The following is a 23,286-nucleotide window of genomic DNA, read 5'->3' as shown; positions in this document are numbered from 1 at the left end:
AGGTGAACGAGATGAATGTAGCCAATCTGACTCCGCCAGTAGGTTCAGCCGGGAGCGTCACATCTGTCGGTGCTGCCACAGGCAATGGAGATGCTGGCATGGGGCAGTTGTTCTCTTTGCAAATGCTGCAAACTTTTGAAACGATGCTAGACTCCAAAGGGGCAGTTGCTTCTCCGGCAGGCTTGTCAGAGGAAGACCAGAAATTGCTCGATGAACTGATGGCGTTGATCGCTCAACTGCTTGCCGCAGGACAGCAAGGAAACGCAGAACTGAACGAGCAAGTAGGCGAAAAGGCAGCAGCGGTTGAACAGCTTTTGGGCAAAATGTCCGGACAAGGCATGGAGCTTGCCTCGCAGGCTGGAGTGGATCTCAAGCAACTTTTGTCCAAGCTTTCGCAAAAGGAAGCATCTGCCGATGAGATGGACAAGCTGGCCGCACTTCTCGAAGCACTGAAGAACCAAAAAGGCAATGAAAGCAAAGCGAAGCATGGCGCGCTGCCGCTGCGCTCCGAGACGATTCCCAATCTAAATGCATCGCAGCAAGAAGCGTTCAAGACGATTTCGCCTTTGCGGATGAACCTCGGCCTGGCTGCCTACAAGCTGGAAGCGGGAGTATCTTCCCAACCGATCCAGCCGACGCTTTCCGGCAGTTTGCTGAATCAGGAAGGAAACCCGGAGGAATCGCTGCTGACGACAGCGAACCAAATTTCGGTTGTTTCCCAGCAAGCGCCTCAGACGCAAAGCGTGGCAAGTTTTCAACAGGCAGTCGGACAGACGCACCATGTGAACGCGAACCAATTGCCGCAGCAGCTTACCCAGCTTTTCGTTTCCAAGCTGCAACTAAGCGGCCATAACGGTGTGCATGAAGCACGGCTGATCTTGAATCCGCAGTCGCTCGGGCAGGTGGACGTGACGATTACTTCGCACAACGGGGTAATTACCGCCCAGTTCCACGCCGAGACACAGGCCGGAAAAGATTTGCTCGACAACCAGCTTCCGCAATTGCGGCTGGCTTTGACGCAGCAAGGCTTGCAGGTCGATCGTCTGGAGGTCAATCAACAGCAGGACACGGCATTCAGTTTCCAGCAACAGCGCGAGCAAGCCGGACAGCAGCGGGACAATCATCAGCAACAGCAACAAAAACAGGCTGAACAAGAGTTTGCGCTAGAGGCGCTCGTAGACAGCAGTGAAACGAGCGAGTCGCTATGGAATCGCCTGCGGGAATCAGCCCGTGGAGTGGGCGATCTCGTCTAGGGATGGGATGAAGGAGGAAGCAGCATGAACCATTTTCGTGTCGCGCAGCCCTATTTCCCTCCGAAACCGAATCACGTCACCAAAGCGGCTGCCCAGACAGCGCCGGGAGCCAGCAAAACGTTTCAACAGTACTTGACCGAATCGACGACTCCACATGCCAAAGCACAGCCACTTTCGTTCAGTCAGCATGCCATGAGCCGCCTGCAGCAACGTGGAATCGCGCTTGGAGGGCATCAGTTGGAACGTTTGGAGTCAGCGGTTCAAAAGGCAGCCTCCAAAGGGGCCAGAGAATCTCTCATCATTATGGATAACGTGGCTTATGTCGTGAGCATCGTAAATCGGAAAATCATTACCGCTGTGGACGATGGCAGCATGAAGGACAATGTATTTACCAACATCGACAGCGCCATCTTCGTATAAATGGCCTGTACGAGCGGGCTGGACCTCTCCGGAGGAAGCCTACGGGTTACCGAACGACAGAGGTAATCCAGACTTGTAAGAGAGCAGAGGAGGAGACAGATCATGCTTCGTTCCATGTATTCAGGTATCTCAGGTATGCGCGGCTTTCAAACAAAGCTTGATGTCATTGGGAACAACATTGCGAACGTAAATACGGTTGGCTTCAAAAAAAGCCGTGTCATGTTTCAAGATATTTTGAGCCAAAATGTGCAAGGTGCCGGCGCTCCGACCGACGGTGGAAAAGGCGGTACCAACCCGACCCAGATCGGTCTCGGTTCCTCGATCGCATCGATTGATACCGTGTTTTCGGCGGGAAGCCCGATGACGACAAACTTGCCGACAGACCTTTCCATTGAAGGCGACGCCTTTTTCATGGTGAGCCCGGATGACGGCGCGACGATCTACTACACGCGCGCAGGCAACTTCACCCGCGACTCCCAAGGCTTCCTGGTTAATCCGCAAGGACTGAAACTGTTGAACAGCGATGCTGCTCCGATCCAGATCAGCCAGGCTGACGGTGTCGTCTCCTACTCCATCGGCAAAGACGGCGTCATTACGACCGTAGACGATGCGGGCGCGCTTGCAGCCGACAACACGATTGGCGTCATGACGTTCAACAACCCGAGCGGTCTGAAAAAAGTCGGCAATTCGCTCTATGAAAACACGGTGAACGCCGGTGCTCGTGACGAAGACCCAATGACACCAGTTACTCCAGCAGATGCACGCGTGAGCATCATTGCCGGTCAACTGGAAATGTCCAACGTCGACCTCTCTGAAGAGTTCACGGAAATGATCGTGGCGCAGCGCGGCTTCCAGGCGAACTCGCGGATCATTACGACGTCCGATTCCGTTCTCGAGGAACTGGTGAATCTGAAACGATAACTTCTTGCAGTGGATTAGGCGGGGAAGCGATTTACTCCTTCCCCTGTTTAATCCCGAAAAGGAGCACACGATGATTAAACTGACCCGTTTTAACGGCACTGCGTTTTATCTGAACATCACTCACATCGAAACGGTTGAAGCAACACCCGATACCGTGATTACGTTGTTCAACGACAGGAAGTACATCGTGAAGGATTCCGTAGAGTCCATCGCTGAACGTGTTCAGGCTTTTTATCAAAACGCTCATCCGATAGCGACTGCACCCAAGCTGCCGGACGATTTAAATGAATAGCGGGAGGCATTGCGATGTTTCAAAATCGTTTGTTTAACATGGCTCTAATTATCATCATCGCGATTTCGCTACTGGGAGTCATCTCGTTTGTGCTCTGGCAAACGTATCTCTCTCCGGCCGCGCAGACGGCCAGCTCCGAAGAAAAAGAAGTGAAGCCTTTGTCAGCGAAAGAAATGCAGGAGTACTCCGTAGATACTGGCGAGATCACAACCAATTTGCTGACGAACAATTACATGATTGTGCGCTTCAGCATTACAGCGGACAGTGCAGATGCCAAAACGGAACTGGAGCAGCGATTGCCACAGGTCAATCAGGTGATTATTAAAACGTTGGCTGGCCTGACACCAGAAGACATAAAAGGAACCGAAGGCGTAAACAAGCTGGAAGCGAAAATCATGAATGAAATCAGCTCCCTGATGCAAGAAGGCAAAATCGTGCAAGTCGTGACGACCAAGCGGGTCTTGTCCTAAGGAAGCGATCACACGGATACATAGCAAGGAGGTGACGACATATGGCCGAGGTTCTCTCACAAAGTGAGATTGACGCGTTGTTGGCCGCTCTATCATCTGGTGAGATGGATGCCAACGAGCTGAAAAAAGAAGAGACTGAGCGCAAAGTCAAAGTGTATGATTTCAAACGCGCGTTGCGGTTCTCCAAAGACCAGATCCGTGGCTTGACACGAATCCATGAGAACTATGCGAGGCTGTTGACTACTTATTTTTCAGCTCAGCTCCGTACCTTCGTGCAAATTACGGTTGCCTCCGTCGATCAATTGCCGTATGACGAATTTATACGCTCCATTCCCAAGATGACCATCTTGAACATCTTCGAAGCTCCTCCTTTGGAAGGACGAATGGTCTTGGAGGTCAATCCAAACATCGCCTATACCATGCTGGATCGGCTTCTTGGTGGACAGGGTGCAATCCCGGAAAAAATGGGTGCACTTACGGAAATTGAAACAACGGTGATGGAGCGAGTATTCGGCAAGGCGCTGGATACATTCCACGAGGCATGGAAGCAAATTATTGAGCTTGATCCGTACCAGGAAGGACTGGAAATGAATCCCCAGTTCATGCAGATTGTCTCGCCAAACGAGATTGTCGTCGTAATCTCGTTCAGTACGAAAATCGGGGACACGACAGGAATGATTAACCTTTGTCTGCCTCACGTCGTACTGGAGCCGATCATGACCAAGCTTTCCGGTCAGTACTGGTTCTCCAAGCAGAAAAAGACACGGGATGAAGATGAACGCCTGCGTGTCGAAGAACGAGTAAAGGTGGCCAAACTGCCGATCATTGCGGAAATGGGGACGGCTACGATTACCGTCGGCGATTTTCTGGCGCTGCAAAAAGGCGATGTCATCCAGTTGGATCAGTCGCTTGACAGCAAGCTGAAGATCAAGATAGGCGATCAGTTGAAGTTCCTGGGGCAACCGGGTACGCTCAAAGGCAGAATGGCCGTGCAGATTGATGAAGTCATAGAGGAGGGGGAGGACCAAAATGAGTAGAGATATGCTTTCTCAAGACGAGATTGACGCGCTACTTCGCGCGAACAACTTGGTTGAGGACGAAGAGGAAGCAAAGCCCGCGGAGAGTCAGAATGTGGCTGATTTTCTTTCCCCGTTTGAACAGGACGCGCTTGGCGAAATCGGAAATATCTCCTTCGGCAGCGCCGCAACCGCGTTATCCACTTTGTTAAGCCAGAAAGTCGACATTACCACGCCGACCGTTTCCGTTGTCAACGTGGATGAGTTGGAAAGCGAGTTTCCAATTCCTCATGTGGCGGTCCACGTCGAGTACACGGATGGCTTCAAAGGGATCAACCTGTTGGTCATTCGGATGGAAGATGCGGCGGTAATCGCAGACCTGATGATGGGGGGAGATGGCAAGCCTGCCGATACGGAAATGTCCGAGCTGCACATCAGCGCAGTCCAGGAAGCGATGAACCAAATGATGGGTTCAGCGGCGACATCCATGTCCACGATCTTCAACCAGTTCATCAACATTACACCTCCGGGCATCGACGTGATGGACTTGGCGCAGGGCAAGGGCGGAGACAGCTTCACCGACGATGACAGCCCGCTGGTGAAAGTCTCCTTCCGCTTGAAAGTCGGCGAACATGGCGAGTTGATTGACTCGAATATCATGCAGCTTTTGCCGCTTTCTTTTGCGAAGAAAATGATCGACCGACTGGTGGGAGGCTCGGATGACGAGGCAGCCGCAGCACTTGTAGCCGAGACGGAAATGCCGTCTATTCCGGCCCCGAGCGCGTCCGCTCCACCGCCAGCCCAGCCTGTGCAGCAGGAGCCTGTACAGAGCCACGTACCGCCTGTAGCGCCGCCGCCTCCTGCACAGCAGCCGATGCAGCAGCCACCGGCTGGATATGCTCCGCCGATGGGTTATCCGGGGCAACCGATGTATCCGGACCCATACGCGCAATATGCGATGCCGCCGGGGTATGCTCCGTATCCGGGCGTTTACCAGCAACCGCCGATGGCTCCGCCAGCGCCGCAGCATTTCGGAAGCCCGGCAGCCAACCAGGCAAATGTCGTGCCAGCGCAGTTTGCACCGCTTGGCGCGTCCCCGATGTACACAGGAGAACTGCAAAATTTGAATCTCTTGCAAGACATTCCGCTGCAAGTAACGGTGGAGCTGGGACGTACCAAAAAGTTGATTAGAGAAATTCTTGACTTGTCTGCCGGATCCATCATACAGTTGGACAAGCTGGCAGGTGAGCATGTAGACATTTTGGTCAATAACAAGTTGATTGCCAAAGGCGAGGTTGTCGTCATCGACGAGAATTTCGGTGTCCGCGTCACCGATATCATCAGCCAGTTTGATCGTGTTCAAAAATTGCAATAAACCACAAATCAAGAGCAAGTATTGGGGAGGATCTATTCATGTCAAACAAAGTATTGATCGTTGATGATGCAGCATTCATGCGTATGATGATTAAGGAGATTTTGTCCAAAAACGGCTACAGCGTCGTAGGGGAAGCAAGCGATGGAGCACAGGCGGTTGAGAAGTACAAGGAATTGGGACCAGATTTGGTGACAATGGACATTACCATGCCGGAAATGGATGGCATTTCTGCTCTGAAAGAAATCAAAAAGCTCGATCCGAACGCACGCGTCATCATGTGCTCCGCGATGGGACAACAGGCCATGGTTATTGATGCGATTCAGGCGGGCGCGAAAGATTTCATCGTAAAACCATTCCAGGCAGATCGCGTGCTGGAAGCGATCAAAAAGACTTTGAGCTAATGATGAAGATCCGGAATGCAGGGACGAGGCTTTTGTGGATCTTCAGTCTGATCCTCGTGCTGTTTGTCTCCGCCCTGCCCATTGCCGTCCATGCGGAAGGTACTGTAGCCGATGCGTACAACCAAGGGAATACAGACAAGAGCAATGCGCCCGCCGGCGGCGAACAGCCGGCGGCCATTCCGGGCAGCGGAACAGGCAGCATGATCGGTTATTTGGTGCAAGTCATTTTTTCACTCGGCTTTATCGCTGTTCTTATCTTTTTCCTGCTCCGTTTTCTCGGGCGACGCCAAGTCGGGCAAAGCCAAGGACCGATCAAAATTATCAGTGCGGCAGCCCTTGGCAACGGGAAGACGCTGCAGGTGGTCATGATCGGAGAGTCCTTGTACATTGTGGGAGTGGGAGAGAATGTCCAACTGCTTCGCCGCATCGAACCGGGGGAAGAGGTGGACCTGATCTTGGCCGATGCGGAAATCGCACCGATCAAAAACCCGTTATCGCTGAACTGGCTGCCATTCGGCAAAAAGAAGCAGGCTGACGAAGAGTTGCTGTTTTCTTCGGATGTGGACGGAAAAACCTTTCAGGAGCTTTTGAAAGGGCAGTGGGACAACGTGAAAAATCGACCACTCAACTCCGACTTGTGGGACAAAGAGGAAGTTTCCGACAGAGGGGACCGAAAATGAAATATTTTTTACAGGTGCTTGTGCTTGTTGCCGCAGTGCTCGCGGTACCGGAGATGGCGGCAGCCGCGCCAGGAGGAACACCGCTAATTCCGAGCATTGACTTGCAAATCGGCGGCGGCAATGGGACACCACAGGAGACATCCTCAGCGATTCAGTTGTTGCTGATCTTGACTGTGCTCTCAGTGGCACCAGCTATCTTGTTGTTGATGACGAGTTTTACGCGAATTGTCATTGTCTTGTCGTTTGTGCGAAATGCCTTGGCGACCCAGCAAATGCCGCCCAACCAGGTGCTGGTGGCGCTCGCTTTGTTTCTGACGTTTTTCATCATGGCCCCGACTTTGGGCAAAGTGAATGAAACGGCCGTGCAACCATTTATGCAGGGCAAGCTGACGCAGCAGCAGGCATTCGATGCGGCGGTCATTCCGTTCAAGGAATTTATGGCCAAGCAGACGCGCGAAAAAGATTTGGCGCTGTTTTTGGAATTTACGAAAGCGGAGCGACCGAAGACGATTCAGGATATTCCGCTTACTGTTCTCGTACCTGCCTATGCGATCAGCGAGCTGAAAACGGCCTTTCAGATCGGCTTTATGATCTTCATCCCGTTTCTGGTCATCGACATGATTATCTCCAGCATTTTGATGGGGATGGGGATGATGATGCTGCCGCCGGTCATGATTTCGCTGCCGTTCAAAATTTTGCTGTTCATTATGGTAGACGGCTGGTACTTAGTAGTGAAATCCCTTTTGACCAGTTTTTAGCGACATTCCGAAGGGACCAGGAGGTTAGAGCATGACACAGGAATTACTGATGCAAATTGCCCAAAGCTCTGTTTACACCATCCTGCTGGTTTCGGCGCCCGCGCTCGGGATCGCCTTACTGGTCGGGTTGATGGTCAGCGTTTTTCAGGCAACCACGCAAATTCAGGAGCAGACGCTCGCATTCATTCCGAAGATCGTCGCCGTGTTTATTATCATTTTGGCGGTAGGACCGTGGATGCTGCGCGTCATGCTAGATTTTACGATGGGGATCTTCGGAAACCTGCATCGTTTTGTCGGATAGCGTATGAGCCTTTATCTCACGTATTTGCCTGTTTTCTTGCTGGTGTTTGTCAGAATGAGCGCCTTTTTTGTAGTGGCTCCCTTTTTCGCGATCAGGGGCGTGCCTGCCCAGTTCAAAATCGGCTTGGCCTTCATCGTCGCCTTGATTAGCTTTCAAGCGTTGCCGGTGCAAGGACAGATTCCGCTGGATTTGACGTTTATGCTCTATGTGATAAAGGAAGCGCTCGTAGGCTTGATTCTCGGCTATATTTGCGAGCTGATGTTTGTCGCTGTCCAGGTTGCCGGAGGGCTGATGGACATGCAAATGGGCCTGGCCATGGCGAACGTGATCGACCCGAAAACGGGCGCCTACATCCCTGTGACGGGGAACTTCAAGAATATCTTGGCGATTTTGTATTTTTTTAGCATCAATGGACATCACATGCTGCTGCGCGGGATCATGAGCAGCTACCAGGCGATTCCGGTGGATCGCATGTGGGCCGCTTTTGGCAGTGAAAGCGCGATGATGACAGCGGTCAAAGTGTTTCAGAACATGTTTTTGAGCGCGTTTTTGATGGCGGCGCCAATCGTGGTCGCGCTGTTTTTGGTAGACCTCTCTCTTGGTATTATCGCCAAATCTGTCCCGCAGTTTAATATTTTTGTGGTCGGCTTGCCGATCAAACTGCTTGCCAGTTTTCTGCTCTTGATCGTTGTCATGCCCGCCTTTTTACTGACGTTAAACGGACTGTTTGACAACATGTTCCGGGCACTCGCAGAAATGATGAAATCGCTCGGAGGATCACCATGACGCAGATGAGGTTCCTTTACCCCGTAGACCTGCAGTTTTTTAGCGGCGAAAAAACGGAGAAGGCGACTCCCAAGAAAAAGGAGGATGCCCGAAAAAAGGGGCAGGTGGCGAAAAGCCAGGATCTCTCTCCTTCCATCGTATTGACTTCGTTCTTTTTTTTGCTGATGATGCTCGGGCCTTCCATGCTCAGTACGTTCCAGAACCTGATGCGAGAAGCGCTTATCACGTTTACGAGCTGGCAGTTGAACGAAGAGAATCTGAAAGTCATCGTCATGTCGATGGCCTTCGAGGCGCTGAAAATCGTGGGCCCTGTACTGGGGCTGGCCTTTCTGGTCGCCTTCGCCGTCAATTACATGCAGGTGGGCTGGATGATTAGTACGGAGCCGCTGCAGATGAAGCTGGAGAAGCTGGACCCGATCAAAGGAGCCAAACGCATTTTCTCCATGCGCTCCCTCGTCGAATTGCTGAAATCGCTATTGAAAATCAGTGCTTGCATGTATGTGGCTTACGTCATTTTATGGAGTGCCAAAGAACAAGTCACCCAGCTTTCCTTGCTCTCGCTGGGGAGCGTCCTGTCTTTTACAGGAACTGAAGTAACCAAACTCGGAATTTACATCGGTTTGCTGCTGTTCATTCTGGCGATTATGGATTACGCCTATCAACGGTATGAACATGAAAAGAATTTGCGGATGTCCAAACAGGACATTAAAGACGAGCACAAGCAGGCGGAAGGGGACCCGCTAATCAAAGGGAAAATTCGCGAGAGGCAGCGGAGCATGGCGCTGCGTCGGATGATGCAAGAGCTGCCGAAAGCGGACGTCATCATTACGAACCCGACCCACTTTGCCGTCGCAATCCGCTACGATGCCAGTGCAATGAGCGCCCCTACGGTAGTGGCAAAAGGCCAGGATTACCTGGCGCTGAAAATCAGAGAGGTGGCCAAGAAGCACCGGATTGTTACGATGGAAAACAAGCCCCTGGCCCGGGCTCTCTATAGTCAGGTTGAAATTGGACAACAAATTCCCGAAGAGATGTTTAAAGCGGTCGCGGAAGTTCTCGCGTACGTCTACAAGCTGCAAGGGAAAGTGAAATAACGAGGAAGGAGGATGAACGGTGGGATTTCGATTCAAGGAAATTGGTACGATTCTATTTGTGATAAGCATTGTTGTCATGATGGTAATCCCACTCCCTTCTGGGCTTCTTGATTTGCTGCTCATTTTGAATATCTCCCTTGCGTTGACCATTTTGCTTGTGTCGATGTACACAAAAGAAACGCTGGAGTTCTCCATTTTTCCGACAGTGCTTTTGATTACGACGTTGTTTCGGCTCGCTTTGAACGTGTCCACGACGCGGAACATTTTGTCGCATGGGGAAGGCGGACAAGTGATCGAGACGTTTGGCAGCTTTGTCGTCGGTGGGAACCAGGTAGTCGGATTCGTCGTGTTTCTGATTCTGATCGTCATTCAGTTCATCGTCATTACAAAAGGCTCCGAGCGTGTCGCAGAAGTAGCCGCACGCTTTACGCTCGACGCGATGCCAGGGAAGCAAATGAGTATCGACGCGGACTTGAATGCAGGGATGATTACAGAAGCAGAAGCGCGTGTACGGAGAAAAAAGATCGAAAATGAGGCAGACTTTTACGGGGCCATGGATGGTGCCAGCAAATTCGTCAAAGGGGACGCCATCGCAGGAATTATCATCTTTATTGTGAACATCATCGGCGGATTCATCATCGGGATGCTTGTTCATGGCTTCAGCTTTCAAGAATCTGCTTCCCGTTTTACCACCATGTCGGTCGGGGATGCACTCGTCAGCCAGATTCCTGCGCTGCTCATCTCGACCGCAGCCGGGATCATCGTCACTCGCTCCACCTCCGGGGAAGGGCTGGGCGACGACATCGCCCGGCAAATGTTCTCCTTTCCGCGCCTTTTGTACATCGTAGCTGGCTGCATGCTGCTGCTTGGCCTGTTCACCCCAATCGGGCTGCTGCCTGTTTTGCCGGTGTCCGGGATCATGGGTTACGCAGCGTGGCGGATGGACAAGAAGCAGAAGATCGAGATTCAGGAATCGGCAGACAAGGTGGAGGAGCAGCAAATCGAAGAAGTGCGCAGTCCGGAAAGCGTGGTCAACCTTTTGCAAGTGGACCCGATCGAGTTCGAATTTGGCTACGGCCTGATTCCGCTCGCTGACGTAAAGCAAGGCGGGGACCTGCTGGATCGCGTCATCATGATTCGCAGACAGATCGCGCTGGAAATGGGGATCGTCGTTCCCGTCATCCGCATCCGCGACAACATTCAGTTGCGGCCAAACGAATACATGATAAAAATCAAAGGCAACCAGGTCGCCAAAGGGGAAATTCTGCTCGATCACTACCTCGCCATGAGCCCTGGAATTGACGATGATTCCATTGTCGGGATCGAAACAGTAGAGCCTGCGTTTGGATTGCCTGCATTATGGGTAACAGAAGAAAATAAGGAGATTGCCGAGCTGTCTGGCTACACGGTAGTCGATCCGCCGTCTGTCGTAGCGACGCATCTCACAGAAGTGGTCAAGCGCCACGCGCATGAGCTGCTCGGCCGACAAGAAACGCGGGCGCTTATCGACAACGTGCGAGAAGTGGCCCCGGTACTGGTGGACGAGCTCATTCCAGGACTTTTGTCGATTGGCGATGTGCAAAAAGTACTGCAGAAGCTGTTGCGTGAAAAAGTGTCGGTTCGCAATCTGCAAGTCATTCTCGAAGCGTTGGCGGACCACGCCATGTTTACAAAAGACCCGGAAGTGCTGACCGAGTACGTAAGACAGGCGATGTCCAGACAGATTACGCTGCAGTTTACAGAGCCCGGACAGCCTTTGCGGGTGCTGACAGCAGGCGCCGGCTTGGAAAAAGCAATCTCCGAGCGGGTGGAACAGTCTGAGCAGGGAAGCTACCTGGCGATGGACCCAGAGACGTCGCAACGGATCTTCCAAAGCATGTCGGCGGAAGTGAGCAAAATGATTAACTCCGGCCAGCAGCCGATCATCCTCTCGTCACCGGCCATTCGCATGTACCTGCGTCAGTTGGTGGAGCGAATGATGCCTGATATTCCTGTATTGTCGTACAGCGAGCTAGAGCCAAATGTTGAAGTGCAAAGCGTAGGGATGGTGAACATTTCGTGAGGGTAAAACGTTACATTGTCGATTCGATGCCAGAGGCGATGGAAAAAATCAGGCTCGATCTGGGAATAGACGCAGTCATCCTGAACTCCAAATCGATCAAGACAGGCGGATTGTTCGGTATGTTTGGCAAACAGAAAATCGAAGTAATCGCTGCTGTCGATGAAAAGGCAACGGAACGCGAGAGTGCTCCGGTCGCGGATGAGCATCGGTCGAAGGACGTTTTCTCCACTGGGCAGACGGGTACCTACACGGCTCAGCAAGCTTATCGCAGAGCCAACCAGGCAAAAGAAGCCGCTGAGCGAGCGATGCCGCAACGAAGCGAGCCAAGGACGCCGGACAATCCGGCATCTGCCCCGGCTGCTGTGGCGACGCGCGCGGAGGCGGCACAGCCGGCCAGCCGGCAGAGGGAAGTTGCGGTCAAAGAAGCTCCCGCCGAGCAGGCAAAGGAAAGCGCGGCAGCTCCCAGCAGCACGACGCACGATGCCCTCGCGAACGAAGTCCGCGACATGCGGCAAATGTTCCAGAAGCTGTTGGTCAACGATCTCAGCCAGCAACTGCCGCCCGCCGTACAGGAAGTACGCAGCCGGCTGGTCAGGCAGGAGACGGCGGAAGAGGTGACGGCGGAAATCATCCGCAAGCTGATGGAGCAGGCGCAACCTCAGGGCGGATGGAGCGAGGAAGCGGCTTTTCGCGAGACGCGCAAGATCATTGCGTCGATGCTTGCGCCCTACGCACCAAAGTCAGCAGGCATCCCGCGAAATGTCCAGTTCGCCTTCTTTTTCGGGCCTACGGGCGTAGGCAAGACGACCACGATCGCCAAGCTGGCAGCCAGCAGCATGCTGAAGGAAAAGCGCCGGATCGGGTTTATTACTGCAGATACGTACCGGATGGCAGCCGTGGAGCAGTTGAAGACGTACGCCAACATCTTGAATGTGCCGCTGGAGGTTGTGTTTTCTCCGAAAGAAATGGCCCCGGCTATGGAGCGTCTCAGCGACTGCGATCTCATTTTTGTCGACACGGCTGGCCGCAATTTCCGCAACGATGAATACGTGCAAGGGATTCGCGAGCTGGTCGAGCATGGGAAGAACAGCGTGAATTACCTCGTGCTGAGTCTCGGCTCGAAGTACAACGACATGAAAACCATCGTGGAAAACTTTGCGGAGGTCCCTGCCAAGCAGGTCATTTTCACCAAGGCAGACGAGACGAACAGCTACGGCTCGATCTTGAACATTTGCTATGAGAGCAAGCTTGCCCTCTCTTACTTCACGACGGGACAAAACGTGCCAGACGATATCGTGGCAGCCTCACCAGAGCTTGCGGCGACGATGATTATGGGAGATTGACTTAGATGAGAGACCAAGCAGAACAACTTCGCGTGCGCATGCAGCAATCCGGCGCAAGAGAAAAAACGACCCGGCTGGTGACCGTGACCAGTGGAAAAGGCGGGGTTGGCAAGTCCAATTTCAGCTTGAATTTTGGGCTTGGATTGCTCGAACGGGGCCATAAAGCAGTCTTGTTCGACGTCGATCTCGGCCTTGCCAACCTCGATGTGTTGATGGGGATTACGCCGAAGAAGCACCTGTTCCACTTGCTTGAGCCGGACACTGATGTTTGGGAAATCATTGAGCGAGGGCCCGGGGGACTGGAATTTATTGCGGGCGGGTCTGGATTTACCCAGATCATGCAACTGGACGAGCCGAAGCTGGATCGGCTGTTTTCCCGCCTGAATCCGTTGCAGGGCTATGCGGATACGATCATTTTTGATACGGGAGCGGGTTTGTCGAAGGAGTCGTTGCGCTTCATGCTCTCGTCGGATGAAGTCATCCTGGTGACAACGCCGGAGCCGCCCGCGATTACGGACGCTTACGCCGTGATTAAAATGCTCCACGCCCGCAACCCTGCGGTTGTCATCCGCCTGGTCATCAATCGCGTCTCCTCGGAGAGAGAAGGCAAGATGACGGCAGACAAGCTGGCGATGGTCGCCAAGCGGTTTCTGGACATGGACATCCAGTCGCTTGGACATGTTTCTGACGATCCTCACGTATCAAAGGCTGTGAAGCAACAGCGTCCTTTTCTACTTACATATCCGCAATCGCAAGCCGCAAAAAGCATTCGGAATCTGGTAGCCCGGTATTTGGAGACTCCAGCCGATGCAGATGCAATGACGAGCGGGCTGAAAGGTTTTCTTGCGAGGCTGAAACACTTCATACGATAAGGCAAACAGGTAGGAAGGGAGTGACATTCGATTGAGCAAAATTCGAGTTCTGGTCACAGATGATTCTGCATTCATGCGTAAAGTTATTAGCGACATTTTATCAGGCGATCCCGAGATTGAAGTGATTGATCGAGCAAAGAATGGACTCGAATGTATCGAAAAGTGCAAACAACTCAGTCCGGATGTCCTCACACTGGACATCGAGATGCCGATCATGAACGGCCTGGAAGCATTGGAAAAGCTCATGGCAGACTGTCCGGTGCCAGTGGTTATGCTGAGCAGCCTGACACGCGAGGGAGCAGAGGCGACGATTCAGGCTTTGGAACTGGGTGCCTTTGACTTTATTACGAAGCCGTCTGGCCCGATTTCACTCGATATTCACAAAGTCGCGGATCGGCTGATCGAGCGGGTCAAAGCGGCGGCGGTAGCAAAAGGCCACATGCGCCGGACGCTGCGACCGAGCAGACCTGCCGCGCCAGAGCCAATGCGGCCAAGTCCGGCTTCTGCCACCGCTCCGGTGCGAACGGCACAGCCGTCTGTCCTGAACGCTTTGCCGCGACTGCAAAGCAGCGGAAAAGCAAGACTGGTCGTGCTGGGAACGTCGACAGGCGGCCCCAAGGCGCTGCAAAACGTCCTGACCGCAATCCCGGCTGGCTTCCCGGCACCGATCGCGATTGTGCAGCACATGCCGGCTGGTTTTACGAAATCGCTGGCGCAAAGGCTCGACTCCCTATGCCACATACGTGTGACGGAAGTAACGGACGGGGAATGGCTTGAGCCGGGCACAGCCTATATTGCACCAGGCGGGTATCACTTTGAGGTGCACCAGGCGAATGGAAAGCTGCAGGCCCACCTGCACCAGCAAGAGCCGCGGGGAGGTCACAGACCTTCTGTCGACGTCCTTTTTGAATCCGCCAGTCGATTGACAAATGTAGACAAATGGGCAATTATCATGACAGGCATGGGAAATGATGGGACCAAAGGTCTAAAGCAGATGAAGGAGCTTGGACCTGTTACCAGTATTATCGAAGACGAGTCGAGTTGTGTCGTATTCGGGATGCCACGAGCGGCGATCCAGGCAGGACTGGCAGATCATGTGGCCCCATTAGAAAAAATTCCAGAGCTGTTGTGCAAGCTCTTGCACTGATTTTGGGAGGTGGATCACCGATGGATATGAATCAGTATTTGGACATGTTTATTGAGGAGTCAAAAGAACACCTGCAAGCAATCAACGCCAATTTGTTGCTGTTGGAAAGTGATCCGGGAAACATTGCGCACGTCAAGGAAATTTTTCGTTCGGCGCACACCTTGAAAGGGATGTCGGCGACCATGGGCTTCGAAGATATGGCCAGCCTGACGCACGAAGCGGAAAACGTGCTCGATCTGATTCGCAACCAGAAGCTGACGATCACCAGTGACATCATGGATGTCATCTTTCAAAGCGTGGATCTGATCGAAAGCATGGTGATCGATATTACAGAAGGCGGAGACGGCTCGGCCGACGTATCGGGTCCGGTGAAAAAGCTGAGGGCGATTGTCTCCGGCGATTATTCCGCCGAACAGGAAGTGGCGGCGGCTGCGACAGCCGTAGCGGAAGAGGAAGCAGTCGAGGCGGCGCAAGCGGAAGGCACGCCTGCCGAGGACCACGACCTGGACGACTACGCGCTGATGGTGCTGAAGCAGTCCAAGGAGCTCGGCAACAACGTGATGTGGATCAAGGTCACGCTGAATGAGAACTGCCTGCTGAAAGCGGCGCGCGCCTACATGGTGTTCGACCAGTTGGAATCGATGGGGGAAGTCATCAAGACGAAGCCGTCGGTCGAGGATATCGAAAACGAGTGCTTCGAGCAATCTTTCGAGATCGCCTACGTCACCATGCAGTCTGCGGAAAAAGTCCGCAGCACGATTCTTAACATTTCGGAGATACAGGACGTTGCGATTGATCCGATTCAATTGAAAAAAGAAGCGCCACCAACTCCTGTAGTGACGGAAGCAGCCGCACCTGTGGAGAAAAAAGCGCCGGACAATGCCCAGGCAGCCGCTGCCAAGAAAGCGACCGCTGGCGGCAAAACGATCCGCGTCGACATCGACCGCCTGGACATTTTGATGAACCTGTTCAGCGAGCTGGTAATCGACCGCGGACGTCTGGAGCAGTTGGCTCGCGAGATCGGCAAAAGCGAGCTGCAGGAAACGGTGGAGCATATGAGCCGCATCAGCGGAGATTTGCAAAACATCATCCTGACGATGCGCATGGTTCCCGTCGAGCAAGTCTTCAATCGCTTCCCGCGCATGATTCGCGATTTGCAGAAGGAGCTACATAAAAAAGTGAATCTGGAAATCATCGGGGCGGAGACAGAGCTGGATCGCACCGTCATCGACGAGATCGGGGACCCGCTCAACCACTTGTTGCGCAACTCGCTCGACCACGGGATCGAATCGCCGGCAGATCGGAAAATGGCCGGAAAGCCGGAAGAAGGAACGATCGTACTGCGCGCGTTCCACAGCGGCAACCACGTCTTTATCGAAGTGAAAGACGACGGCGCAGGCATCAACAAGGAAAAAGTGCTGAAAAAAGCGATTGAACGGGGCATTGTGAATCCGGCCAACGCAGACAGCATGTCGGATAAGCAAATTCACGAACTGTTGTTCGCAGCGGGTTTTAGTACCGCTGAAGTGGTCTCGGATATTTCCGGCCGCGGCGTAGGGCTGGATGTCGTCAAATCCAAGATCGAATCGCTCGGCGGCAGCGTCGGTGTCGAATCTGTTCGCGGACAAGGAACGACTTTCCTGATCCAGCTCCCGCTGACGCTCTCGATCATTTCTGCGATGCTTGTGCAGGTAAAAGACGAGAAGTACGCGGTGCCGCTTTCCTCGATTATTGAAACGGCTGTGTTCAAGAAAGACCAGATCATGATGGCTCATCGCCAAAAGGTGATCGACTTCAGGGGACGCGTTGTTCCGCTCGTTTCCTTGCAGGACATTTTCCAGGTGCCGGACAACGGGGCGGACAAAGACGATGAAGTAGCGGTTGTCATCGTCCGCAAAGGGGAAAAAATGGCCGGCCTTGTGGTCGATTCCTTTATCGGCCAGCAGGAAATCGTCCTCAAATCACTTGGCAAGTACCTGGTCAACGTCTTTGCCATTTCGGGTGCAACGATCCTGGGAGACGGCCAAGTCGCTCTCATCATTGATTGCAACGCACTGATTAAGTAGAGGGAGGGGCAGCCACATGCTCGATCAAAAAGAAATCGTAAGCGAAGTCAAAGTGATTGTGTTTCGGTTGAAGGACGAAGAGTACGGGGTAGAAGTCAATCAAGTAAAATCGATCGAAAAGCTGGAGCACATCACCCGTGTTCCACGCACGCCCCAGTTCGTCAAAGGAGTTATCAACCTGCGCGGAGTGGTCACCCCGATCATTGACCTTCGCAACCGGTTCGGGCTGGAGGAAAGCCTCTATTCCGAATCGACCCGCATCATCATCGTCGCGGTAGGCGAACTGGAAGTCGGCTTGATTGTGGATGCTGCCAACGATGTCATCGACATCCCGGTCAATGCGATTGAGCCGCCGCCAGAAGTTGTAGGCGGGGTTGAAGCCGCTTATCTGCGCGGAGTAGCGAAGCTGGACAAACGACTGTTGATTTTGTTGAATCTCGATAAAGTATTGAGCACAGAGGAAATCAAACAACTGGACTCAATTGAGGGGTAAGAAAGATGGCCTATTTCACAAAGTTTGGGGATTTCCAATTTGATGTGCTGCGGGAAATCGGGAACATCGGTGCAGGACATGCTGCAACGGCTCTCTCCAAGCTGATGCAAAAAGAGATCGACATGAAAGTGCCTCAGGTCAGCATCATACCGTTTGACGAGGTGGCGGATTGTGTCGGTGGCGCGGAAGCGGTTGTCGTTACCGTCTTTTTACGAGTTGAAGGCGATTGTCCAGGAAACATGTTTTTCATTCTCGACCTGGACTCTGCGAGACATCTGCTGGAACAAATTACGGGGATCAACAAGGATGTTTATGATTGGGAAGAGCTGGAAATTTCGGCTCTTCACGAGATCGGCAATATTTTGACTGGGTCCTATCTCTCCTCACTGGCAGATTTCACACAGCTCAACCTGCAGCCTTCTGTACCTGCGCTCGCTGTGGATATGGCTGGAGCGATTCTCAGCTACGGATTAATAGCGTTGGGTCAAGCGGGTGACTTTGCCCTCACGATTGACACAGCTTTTTTTGAAGGCAATGAAAAAGTCAAAGGGAACTTTTTCCTTATCCCTGATCCTGAATCGCTTCCTATTCTATTTCGTTCATTAGGGGTTCCGTTCGATGGAGATTATTAAGATAGGTATGGCCGACCTCGGTGTGGCAAAGCCACCGAGCAAGCTACGAACCACAGGTCTGGGTTCTTGCGTAGGGGTTGTCCTCTACGATCATATCCATAAAATTGCAGGGATGGCACACGTTATGCTTCCGGAGTCTTCGCTGGCCAAAAGCGGGGAGGTGACGATCGGGAAGTACGCCGATACAGCGATTCCCCATCTGATCGAGTTGATGGAAAAAGCAGGTGCCCAAACCCGGAATATCGTCGCCAAAATCGCGGGTGGAGCACAGATGTTTGCCTTTCTCGGAAGCAGCGACACCATGCGGATTGGGCCTAGAAATGTCGAGGCTTGCAAACAGGCTTTGAAGGAAGCTCACATTAGAATCGTGGCAGAAGATACAGGGGGAAACTGCGGTCGGACAATAGAGATGGATGCCACCAGTGGGGTTCTTCAAATCCGTACGGTAAATCAAGGTGTGAAGGAAGTATAAGAATGTTGGGAACCATTTGGATAAATGCAGGCATGGGGTTGCTCGCTTTTGTCATCACATTTTGCACGGCACTTGCGAGTAATGTCTGGCTTGTCTCTCTGGAGCGGGCCGTCATTGCTCTGGTGATATTCTTCCTTGCCGCTTTTCCGATCCGCTTTGTTCTGGCTCTCGTCACCGAGACACCAGGCCAGTCCGTGACAGCAGAAGGACCAGAGGAGTCAACCGCTCCTCTGGCTGAAGGCGGGACAGAGGCGAAGCCGACAGAACAAACGGGTGAGACGGCGGCAGAGGAAGCATTTTCTCCGCTCTCCTTCACCAAGCTGGAGGCGGTACCTCCTACTGAGGATCCAGCCACCGTTGCAGAGGTCGTTAGGCGCTTAACAGATGAGTAAAGGTTGGTGACTATTCGTGGCACGGCTAACCAGTCAAGAAAAAGCAAAAGAGTTCGATAAATGGGTCATGTGGAAGCAAGAGGGCAGTCGCGAAGCGGAAGTTGATCTCATCACCAAGTTTTTGCCGCTGGTGGACAAGGTGGCAAATCGGCTGGCCATCAATTTGCCGGCTAACGTGGACAAGGATGACTTAATCAGCTACGGACGATTTGGGTTGCTGGACGCTTTGGCCAAATTCGATCATACGCGGGGACTGCAATTCGAGACATATGCCATGTGGCGCATTCGCGGAGCCATGATTGACGGCCTGCGTGAAAATGACTGGATCCCTCGCACCGTTCGGGACAAGGCCAAAAAAATCGAAGAAGCGTACACCACCTTGGAGCAGAAAATGCTGCGAATGCCAACCGATCAGGAAGTTTCCGAATATCTCGGAATAAGCGAAAAAGATCTGCAGCAGGTGTTTCTGGAAACCTCTTTGGCCAGCATGGTTTCCATTGACGAGGCAGTGGGGGAAGAGGACGAGCAGAAGACCGCAAGACATTCCTACATCGTGGACGAGCTGACTCCGCGACCGGAAACGGTAGCAGAAGTCGGCAGCTTGAAAGAAGTGCTAGTAGGTGTAATCGACAAGCTTCCAGAGAAGGAAAGACTCGTCGTCTCCCTGTTTTACTTCGAGGAGATGACGCTGTCCGAAATCGCTGAAATCATGAGCTTGTCACCTTCACGGATCTCCCAGCTTCATTCGAAGGCTCTTTTCCGGCTTCGTTCCGCCTTGTCGAGATGGAAGTCGCAATTGATGTAAACGTAATGTACCCAAGCTTGAGAGGGGTAGAATGTATGGAAGGGATCGGGAATTATAGACTAGAGGTAAAAATCTCAGCAGATAAACTAGAGGCAGAAATCTTTCTGAAAGTCGGGGAAGAAGACCTCGAAAGCATCGTGCTCAAGGAATCGGACGTCTACAACGCGCTGCAAACGAGCAAAGTGAAGGCGGGCATCCTCGAAGAAGTTGTGCAGGAGCTGTGTGCAATCCCTGCGAAGTATGCAAACGCCCGCGTCACGATTGCGCGCGGAGTCGCTCCAGTTGACGGAACCGATGCTTTTATCGAGTATCCGTATTTGGCAACTGTTTCCGATGAGGAAGGGCCAAAAGAACTGGAAGATGGCCGAGTCGATTTTTATAATATAACCAGCATACCGAATGTAGTAAAAGGACAGCTCTTAGCCCGCAAAATTCCAGCTACCCCTGGAACCCCGGGGACAGCAGTTACCGGAGAGCCCATCGCTCCCAAAGCAGGCAAGGAAATCAACATCAAGCCCGGCAAAAATGTCGTGCACAACCAGGAGCGTACGATGCTTTACGCTGCCATTGATGGACAAGTTTCCTTTACCGACCAGGACAAACTGAACGTCTTTCCCGTTTTTGAAGTGAATGGGGATGTCGATTTTGGGGTTGGCAACATTGATTTCGTGGGAACGGTGGTCATTCGCGGGAACGTATTGAACGGATTTCGGGTCAAGGCATCTGGCGATATCCGCGTGTTAGGAAGCGTAGAGGGAGCCGAGCTATACGCGGACGGATCGATTGAGATTAAAAGCGGCATCGTGGCGCAGGACAAAGGCATGATCGTCGCAGGGAAGGACATCCGCACGTCGTTTATCCAAAATGCGAATGTGACGGCGGGCCATCAGGTGATCGTGTCGCAGAGCATCATGTTTTCCACCGTGCGGGCAGGAAAGCAAATCATTTGCAAAGGCCCGAAAGGCATTATTATCGGGGGCGTCCTGCAGGCGGGAGAAAAAATTGCCGCCCGGGTGTTCGGCAACAACAGCGCAACCCCTACCGTTTTGGAGGTAGGCGTGAAGCCGGAGCTGCGCCAGGAACTGGCCAACATTCAAAAAGATTTGCAGAATGTGTATGAAAATTTACGCAAAACGGATCAGGGCCTGGGTGTGCTCAATCAAATTTTGCACTCAGGCAAGGAGCTTACAACCGAAAAGCGGATCATGCAAATCAAGCTGACCAATACGCGACTGGTTTTGGAAAAGGAATGCAAGGAGCTTGAAGCCCGGAAAAAGGAGCTGGAAATCGAGCTAAAAGGCGAAGGCCCCGCCGCCGTAGAGGTGTACCAAGTTATGTATCCGGGGATCAAGCTGACATTCGGCAAGCTCGTGCATTTTATCAAGCATGAGTACGCCCGGACGCGCTTTATCGTCCTCGATGGGGAAATCAGTACCGCAACCCTCATCTAAAAGCCGAGTTTGATTCCGCAGGCGAGGAAGGGAGTTGAGCTGTATGAGTTTGAAAGCGGTTGAATTGCAAGTGGCGCTGCCACGCACGTTAGAGGTCAGCCGGATTCAGGAGCACCAGCTACAACGGTCCATGCATGAAACACAGTCGATGATCGATCAGCGCAAAGATTTGGACGCGCACATGCGCCAGCGTCCGGCGAACGTCGATGAAACGCAAAAAAATCAGATTCGCGAGAGGGAGCAGGGACAGCAGCAGAAGCAGGAGGACCCAGCGCACAGCGCATCTGCCGAAGCAAAGAATGCCGCAGCAAAAGAGCACAGCTCCCCTTCCTCTGTCTCCATGCGAGATCCCATGCGCGGGCGCTTTATTGATATTTCCTTATAAAAGGAACAAAGTAAGACAAGCCAGAAGCAAAGGTGGCCAACATGGACCAAGTGTATCTCATCTTGATTGGAGCGGGAATCATCATCATGCTGCTTGCTTTTTTCCTGCAAAGAAAGACGCCGGATGATGCTGCCGCCATACCGACACAGCGACTGACAGACAAGGCAGAAACTGAAAAAAGCCTGCAACGGTTAAGCAAGCAGTTCAAGCAGGAAACCGCCCTTCTTTCTGCCGAATGGCAAGAAACAAGGGCTGATTTGCTTCACGAAATCGATCTGTTGAAAAAGCGGGTCGAGCAACTGGAGCAGCAATGGAACGAAAGAGCTGCCCATGCGCAAGTGGCCGCCTCCGCCGAGCAGGGGCAAGCGAATGGCGCGCAACCTGAGGCGGAGGATGTCGATATGCTGGCTTTGCGCGAGCGCTATCGGCGCGTGTTCGAGTTGAGCCGGGAAGGGCTCTCTCCTGACGAGATCGCCAAGCGGCTGGGCGCAGGCCGCGGGGAAATCGACCTCATTTTCGCGCTGGCGCAAAGGAACGAGCGAGGTTTTGCCGATGCGTAAACGCGAGCTGTTATTCGGATTTGGCGCAGGCTTGCTCGTGGCTGCTTCGATCATCGGTCTGGTCGCACCGAAAAGCGAAGCGCCACCGGCAGCACTTACCGAGGAAGAAATCAAGCAGGCGGCGACCGAATTGCAAATGGTCGTACTCACGCCAGAGGAATACAAGCAATGGCAGGAAGAAAAAAAGGTCAACGTCCAGCCTGCACCGAGCGCCCCGAAGGCGCCGGAAGCGCCTGAAGTGCAGCAGACGAAGCCCCCGGCGACAGTCCAGCCGAAAGCGCCAGTGACGAGCGAAGCGACACCGCCAAGCGTGGAGAGTGCCGCACAGCCTGCTCCTGCCGCTGAGACGGCGAGCCAGAGCACCACGCCGGCGACAGCACCAGCCGCAACTGCCGCTCCACAGCCGCCTGCTGTCGCGTCTCCCGCAGCGAAGAAAACCGTCTCCTTTACAGTGCCGTACAAAGCGACGGCGGAGGGAGTTGCCGCGACGCTCGTCAAGGAAGGGATATTGCCTAAAAACAACAAGTTTGTGGAAGAGTTGCGCTCCATGGACAAGCTGAACCGCATCCGGGTAGGAACGTATCAGGTTTCGGTGCCTGTCTCGGAGGCGGAGATTGCCAAGCTCATCACCACGCCGCCGAAAAAATAAGGCGGTATTTTTTTGCAAAAATAATGGAATTCGTTTGTTGCAATTGAAACACCCATATGATATATTCATTTACGGTGTTGAAATCGCACGTCCACCAATTCCGGCAATGGTGCTGCCACTTTGGCAGAATTGCTTGGAACATGCGGTGAGGCGGAGGTAGGCATCAAAAAAACCACTTTTTGAAGGAGGT

Annotated in this window: 27 protein-coding genes; all 27 read left to right on the top strand. The window is 52.9% G+C overall.

The annotated features are described in order from the left end of the window. Nucleotides 1–11 precede the first annotated feature (11 nt). The 27 genes from AC3WQH_RS01250 to AC3WQH_RS01120 all read left to right on the top strand — a co-directional run bounded on the left by AC3WQH_RS01250 (nt 12) and on the right by AC3WQH_RS01120 (nt 23,096). Nucleotides 12–1,253: a flagellar hook-length control protein FliK gene (locus AC3WQH_RS01250; RefSeq protein ID WP_492331877.1), complete on the top strand. Its 1,242-nt coding sequence runs from the start codon at nt 12–14 to the stop codon at nt 1,251–1,253. A gap of 24 nt (nt 1,254–1,277) precedes the next feature. Beyond that, nucleotides 1,278–1,673, top strand: a complete 396-nt coding sequence (locus AC3WQH_RS01245; protein ID WP_005834248.1) for a TIGR02530 family flagellar biosynthesis protein — start codon at nt 1,278–1,280, stop codon at nt 1,671–1,673. 102 nt (nt 1,674–1,775) lie between these two features. Beyond that, nucleotides 1,776–2,594, top strand: coding sequence for a flagellar basal body rod protein FlgG (flgG, locus tag AC3WQH_RS01240; protein WP_007777776.1), 819 nt, complete (start codon nt 1,776–1,778; stop codon nt 2,592–2,594). A 70-nt stretch (nt 2,595–2,664) separates the two neighbouring features. Then, nucleotides 2,665–2,886 (top strand): flagellar FlbD family protein, encoded by a 222-nt coding sequence (locus tag AC3WQH_RS01235; protein ID WP_005834244.1) that lies wholly within the window; start codon nt 2,665–2,667, stop codon nt 2,884–2,886. A 14-nt stretch (nt 2,887–2,900) separates the two neighbouring features. Then, the gene (locus AC3WQH_RS01230; protein ID WP_005834243.1) at nt 2,901–3,356 is read left to right on the top strand and encodes a flagellar basal body-associated FliL family protein; all 456 of its coding nucleotides are present in this window, start codon (nt 2,901–2,903) and stop codon (nt 3,354–3,356) included. A gap of 41 nt (nt 3,357–3,397) precedes the next feature. Next, a complete protein-coding gene (fliM, locus tag AC3WQH_RS01225) occupies nt 3,398–4,393 on the top strand; it encodes a flagellar motor switch protein FliM (protein WP_005834241.1) in 996 nt (331 codons plus the stop codon). Continuing rightward, on the top strand, nt 4,386–5,747 hold the full coding sequence (gene fliY, locus AC3WQH_RS01220) for a flagellar motor switch phosphatase FliY (protein ID WP_492331876.1): 1,362 nt from the start codon (nt 4,386–4,388) through the stop codon (nt 5,745–5,747). The genes fliM and fliY overlap by 8 nt, the downstream gene beginning before the upstream one ends. A gap of 38 nt (nt 5,748–5,785) precedes the next feature. Then, complete coding sequence (locus AC3WQH_RS01215; protein WP_005834238.1) at nt 5,786–6,148, top strand: response regulator; 363 nt, start codon at nt 5,786–5,788, stop codon at nt 6,146–6,148. Between the two features lie 32 nt (nt 6,149–6,180). Continuing rightward, nucleotides 6,181–6,828 (top strand): flagellar biosynthetic protein FliO, encoded by a 648-nt coding sequence (locus AC3WQH_RS01210; protein WP_238500992.1) that lies wholly within the window; start codon nt 6,181–6,183, stop codon nt 6,826–6,828. Beyond that, nucleotides 6,825–7,586 carry a flagellar type III secretion system pore protein FliP gene (gene fliP / locus AC3WQH_RS01205; protein WP_221843306.1) on the top strand — a complete coding sequence of 254 codons (762 nt, stop codon included), beginning with the start codon at nt 6,825–6,827 and terminating at the stop codon, nt 7,584–7,586. Before AC3WQH_RS01210 ends, fliP begins: the two co-directional genes overlap by 4 nt. 31 nt (nt 7,587–7,617) lie before the next feature. Next, nucleotides 7,618–7,887, top strand: a complete 270-nt coding sequence (gene fliQ / locus AC3WQH_RS01200; protein ID WP_005834233.1) for a flagellar biosynthesis protein FliQ — start codon at nt 7,618–7,620, stop codon at nt 7,885–7,887. Nucleotides 7,888–7,890: 3 nt separating this feature from the next. After that, entirely contained in the window at nt 7,891–8,673 is a 783-nt protein-coding gene (fliR, locus tag AC3WQH_RS01195; RefSeq protein WP_025846110.1) for a flagellar biosynthetic protein FliR, read from the top strand. Further along, nucleotides 8,670–9,767 (top strand): flagellar biosynthesis protein FlhB, encoded by a 1,098-nt coding sequence (gene flhB, locus AC3WQH_RS01190; RefSeq protein ID WP_005834229.1) that lies wholly within the window; start codon nt 8,670–8,672, stop codon nt 9,765–9,767. The genes fliR and flhB overlap by 4 nt, the downstream gene beginning before the upstream one ends. Before the next feature lie 19 nt (nt 9,768–9,786). After that, the gene (gene flhA / locus AC3WQH_RS01185; protein ID WP_025846108.1) at nt 9,787–11,829 is read left to right on the top strand and encodes a flagellar biosynthesis protein FlhA; all 2,043 of its coding nucleotides are present in this window, start codon (nt 9,787–9,789) and stop codon (nt 11,827–11,829) included. Further along, nucleotides 11,826–13,172 (top strand): flagellar biosynthesis GTPase FlhF, encoded by a 1,347-nt coding sequence (gene flhF, locus AC3WQH_RS01180; protein WP_197186865.1) that lies wholly within the window; start codon nt 11,826–11,828, stop codon nt 13,170–13,172. The genes flhA and flhF overlap by 4 nt, the downstream gene beginning before the upstream one ends. A 5-nt stretch (nt 13,173–13,177) precedes the next feature. Then, entirely contained in the window at nt 13,178–14,044 is an 867-nt protein-coding gene (locus AC3WQH_RS01175; protein ID WP_005834223.1) for a MinD/ParA family protein, read from the top strand. A gap of 31 nt (nt 14,045–14,075) precedes the next feature. Next, nucleotides 14,076–15,191: a protein-glutamate methylesterase/protein-glutamine glutaminase gene (locus AC3WQH_RS01170; protein WP_238500993.1), complete on the top strand. Its 1,116-nt coding sequence runs from the start codon at nt 14,076–14,078 to the stop codon at nt 15,189–15,191. Nucleotides 15,192–15,211: 20 nt separating this feature from the next. Then, nucleotides 15,212–17,257 (top strand): chemotaxis protein CheA, encoded by a 2,046-nt coding sequence (locus AC3WQH_RS01165; protein WP_005834218.1) that lies wholly within the window; start codon nt 15,212–15,214, stop codon nt 17,255–17,257. A 16-nt stretch (nt 17,258–17,273) separates the two neighbouring features. Further along, the gene (locus AC3WQH_RS01160) at nt 17,274–17,750 is read left to right on the top strand and encodes a chemotaxis protein CheW (RefSeq protein ID WP_005834216.1); all 477 of its coding nucleotides are present in this window, start codon (nt 17,274–17,276) and stop codon (nt 17,748–17,750) included. Between the two features lie 5 nt (nt 17,751–17,755). Beyond that, nucleotides 17,756–18,382: a chemotaxis protein CheC gene (locus AC3WQH_RS01155; RefSeq protein ID WP_005834215.1), complete on the top strand. Its 627-nt coding sequence runs from the start codon at nt 17,756–17,758 to the stop codon at nt 18,380–18,382. Continuing rightward, nucleotides 18,369–18,854 carry a chemotaxis protein CheD gene (locus AC3WQH_RS01150; RefSeq protein WP_005834213.1) on the top strand — a complete coding sequence of 162 codons (486 nt, stop codon included), beginning with the start codon at nt 18,369–18,371 and terminating at the stop codon, nt 18,852–18,854. Before AC3WQH_RS01155 ends, AC3WQH_RS01150 begins: the two co-directional genes overlap by 14 nt. A 2-nt stretch (nt 18,855–18,856) precedes the next feature. Continuing rightward, entirely contained in the window at nt 18,857–19,246 is a 390-nt protein-coding gene (locus tag AC3WQH_RS01145; RefSeq protein ID WP_005834211.1) for a hypothetical protein, read from the top strand. A 16-nt stretch (nt 19,247–19,262) separates the two neighbouring features. After that, the gene (locus AC3WQH_RS01140) at nt 19,263–20,051 is read left to right on the top strand and encodes a FliA/WhiG family RNA polymerase sigma factor (RefSeq protein WP_005834208.1); all 789 of its coding nucleotides are present in this window, start codon (nt 19,263–19,265) and stop codon (nt 20,049–20,051) included. Nucleotides 20,052–20,086: 35 nt separating this feature from the next. Next, nucleotides 20,087–21,502 (top strand): flagellar assembly protein A, encoded by a 1,416-nt coding sequence (locus AC3WQH_RS01135; protein ID WP_005834206.1) that lies wholly within the window; start codon nt 20,087–20,089, stop codon nt 21,500–21,502. 43 nt (nt 21,503–21,545) lie between these two features. Next, nucleotides 21,546–21,887 carry a hypothetical protein gene (locus AC3WQH_RS01130; protein ID WP_005834204.1) on the top strand — a complete coding sequence of 114 codons (342 nt, stop codon included), beginning with the start codon at nt 21,546–21,548 and terminating at the stop codon, nt 21,885–21,887. Nucleotides 21,888–21,928: 41 nt separating this feature from the next. Further along, nucleotides 21,929–22,447, top strand: coding sequence for a DUF6115 domain-containing protein (locus tag AC3WQH_RS01125; RefSeq protein ID WP_005834202.1), 519 nt, complete (start codon nt 21,929–21,931; stop codon nt 22,445–22,447). Beyond that, the gene (locus AC3WQH_RS01120; RefSeq protein WP_492331875.1) at nt 22,440–23,096 is read left to right on the top strand and encodes a DNA polymerase III subunit gamma/tau; all 657 of its coding nucleotides are present in this window, start codon (nt 22,440–22,442) and stop codon (nt 23,094–23,096) included. Before AC3WQH_RS01125 ends, AC3WQH_RS01120 begins: the two co-directional genes overlap by 8 nt. The last annotated feature ends 190 nt before the right edge of the window (nt 23,097–23,286 follow it).

The sequence above is a fragment of the Brevibacillus sp. FW301-21C12A genome, assembly GCF_058788915.1.
The sequence above is the reverse complement of the archived record's forward strand: the minus strand, read 5'-3'. Positions and strand labels throughout refer to the sequence as shown.

What these genes read in the sequence shown, in the direction of transcription:
- AC3WQH_RS01130 (WP_005834204.1), top strand. Translation starts at nt 21,546, where the DNA reads ATGAGTTTGAAAGCGGTTGAATTGCAAGTGGCGCTGCCACGCACGTTA.
- AC3WQH_RS01120 (WP_492331875.1), top strand. Translation starts at nt 22,440, where the DNA reads ATGCGTAAACGCGAGCTGTTATTCGGATTTGGCGCAGGCTTGCTCGTG.
- fliM (WP_005834241.1), top strand. Translation starts at nt 3,398, where the DNA reads ATGGCCGAGGTTCTCTCACAAAGTGAGATTGACGCGTTGTTGGCCGCT.
- AC3WQH_RS01235 (WP_005834244.1), top strand. Translation starts at nt 2,665, where the DNA reads ATGATTAAACTGACCCGTTTTAACGGCACTGCGTTTTATCTGAACATC.
- AC3WQH_RS01245 (WP_005834248.1), top strand. Translation starts at nt 1,278, where the DNA reads ATGAACCATTTTCGTGTCGCGCAGCCCTATTTCCCTCCGAAACCGAAT.
- fliP (WP_221843306.1), top strand. Translation starts at nt 6,825, where the DNA reads ATGAAATATTTTTTACAGGTGCTTGTGCTTGTTGCCGCAGTGCTCGCG.
- AC3WQH_RS01135 (WP_005834206.1), top strand. Translation starts at nt 20,087, where the DNA reads ATGGAAGGGATCGGGAATTATAGACTAGAGGTAAAAATCTCAGCAGAT.
- AC3WQH_RS01150 (WP_005834213.1), top strand. Translation starts at nt 18,369, where the DNA reads ATGGAGATTATTAAGATAGGTATGGCCGACCTCGGTGTGGCAAAGCCA.
- AC3WQH_RS01175 (WP_005834223.1), top strand. Translation starts at nt 13,178, where the DNA reads ATGAGAGACCAAGCAGAACAACTTCGCGTGCGCATGCAGCAATCCGGC.
- AC3WQH_RS01165 (WP_005834218.1), top strand. Translation starts at nt 15,212, where the DNA reads ATGGATATGAATCAGTATTTGGACATGTTTATTGAGGAGTCAAAAGAA.
- fliR (WP_025846110.1), top strand. Translation starts at nt 7,891, where the DNA reads ATGAGCCTTTATCTCACGTATTTGCCTGTTTTCTTGCTGGTGTTTGTC.
- fliQ (WP_005834233.1), top strand. Translation starts at nt 7,618, where the DNA reads ATGACACAGGAATTACTGATGCAAATTGCCCAAAGCTCTGTTTACACC.
- AC3WQH_RS01125 (WP_005834202.1), top strand. Translation starts at nt 21,929, where the DNA reads ATGGACCAAGTGTATCTCATCTTGATTGGAGCGGGAATCATCATCATG.
- flgG (WP_007777776.1), top strand. Translation starts at nt 1,776, where the DNA reads ATGCTTCGTTCCATGTATTCAGGTATCTCAGGTATGCGCGGCTTTCAA.
- AC3WQH_RS01215 (WP_005834238.1), top strand. Translation starts at nt 5,786, where the DNA reads ATGTCAAACAAAGTATTGATCGTTGATGATGCAGCATTCATGCGTATG.
- fliY (WP_492331876.1), top strand. Translation starts at nt 4,386, where the DNA reads ATGAGTAGAGATATGCTTTCTCAAGACGAGATTGACGCGCTACTTCGC.
- AC3WQH_RS01230 (WP_005834243.1), top strand. Translation starts at nt 2,901, where the DNA reads ATGTTTCAAAATCGTTTGTTTAACATGGCTCTAATTATCATCATCGCG.
- flhB (WP_005834229.1), top strand. Translation starts at nt 8,670, where the DNA reads ATGACGCAGATGAGGTTCCTTTACCCCGTAGACCTGCAGTTTTTTAGC.
- AC3WQH_RS01145 (WP_005834211.1), top strand. Translation starts at nt 18,857, where the DNA reads ATGTTGGGAACCATTTGGATAAATGCAGGCATGGGGTTGCTCGCTTTT.
- AC3WQH_RS01160 (WP_005834216.1), top strand. Translation starts at nt 17,274, where the DNA reads ATGCTCGATCAAAAAGAAATCGTAAGCGAAGTCAAAGTGATTGTGTTT.
- AC3WQH_RS01250 (WP_492331877.1), top strand. Translation starts at nt 12, where the DNA reads ATGAATGTAGCCAATCTGACTCCGCCAGTAGGTTCAGCCGGGAGCGTC.
- AC3WQH_RS01155 (WP_005834215.1), top strand. Translation starts at nt 17,756, where the DNA reads ATGGCCTATTTCACAAAGTTTGGGGATTTCCAATTTGATGTGCTGCGG.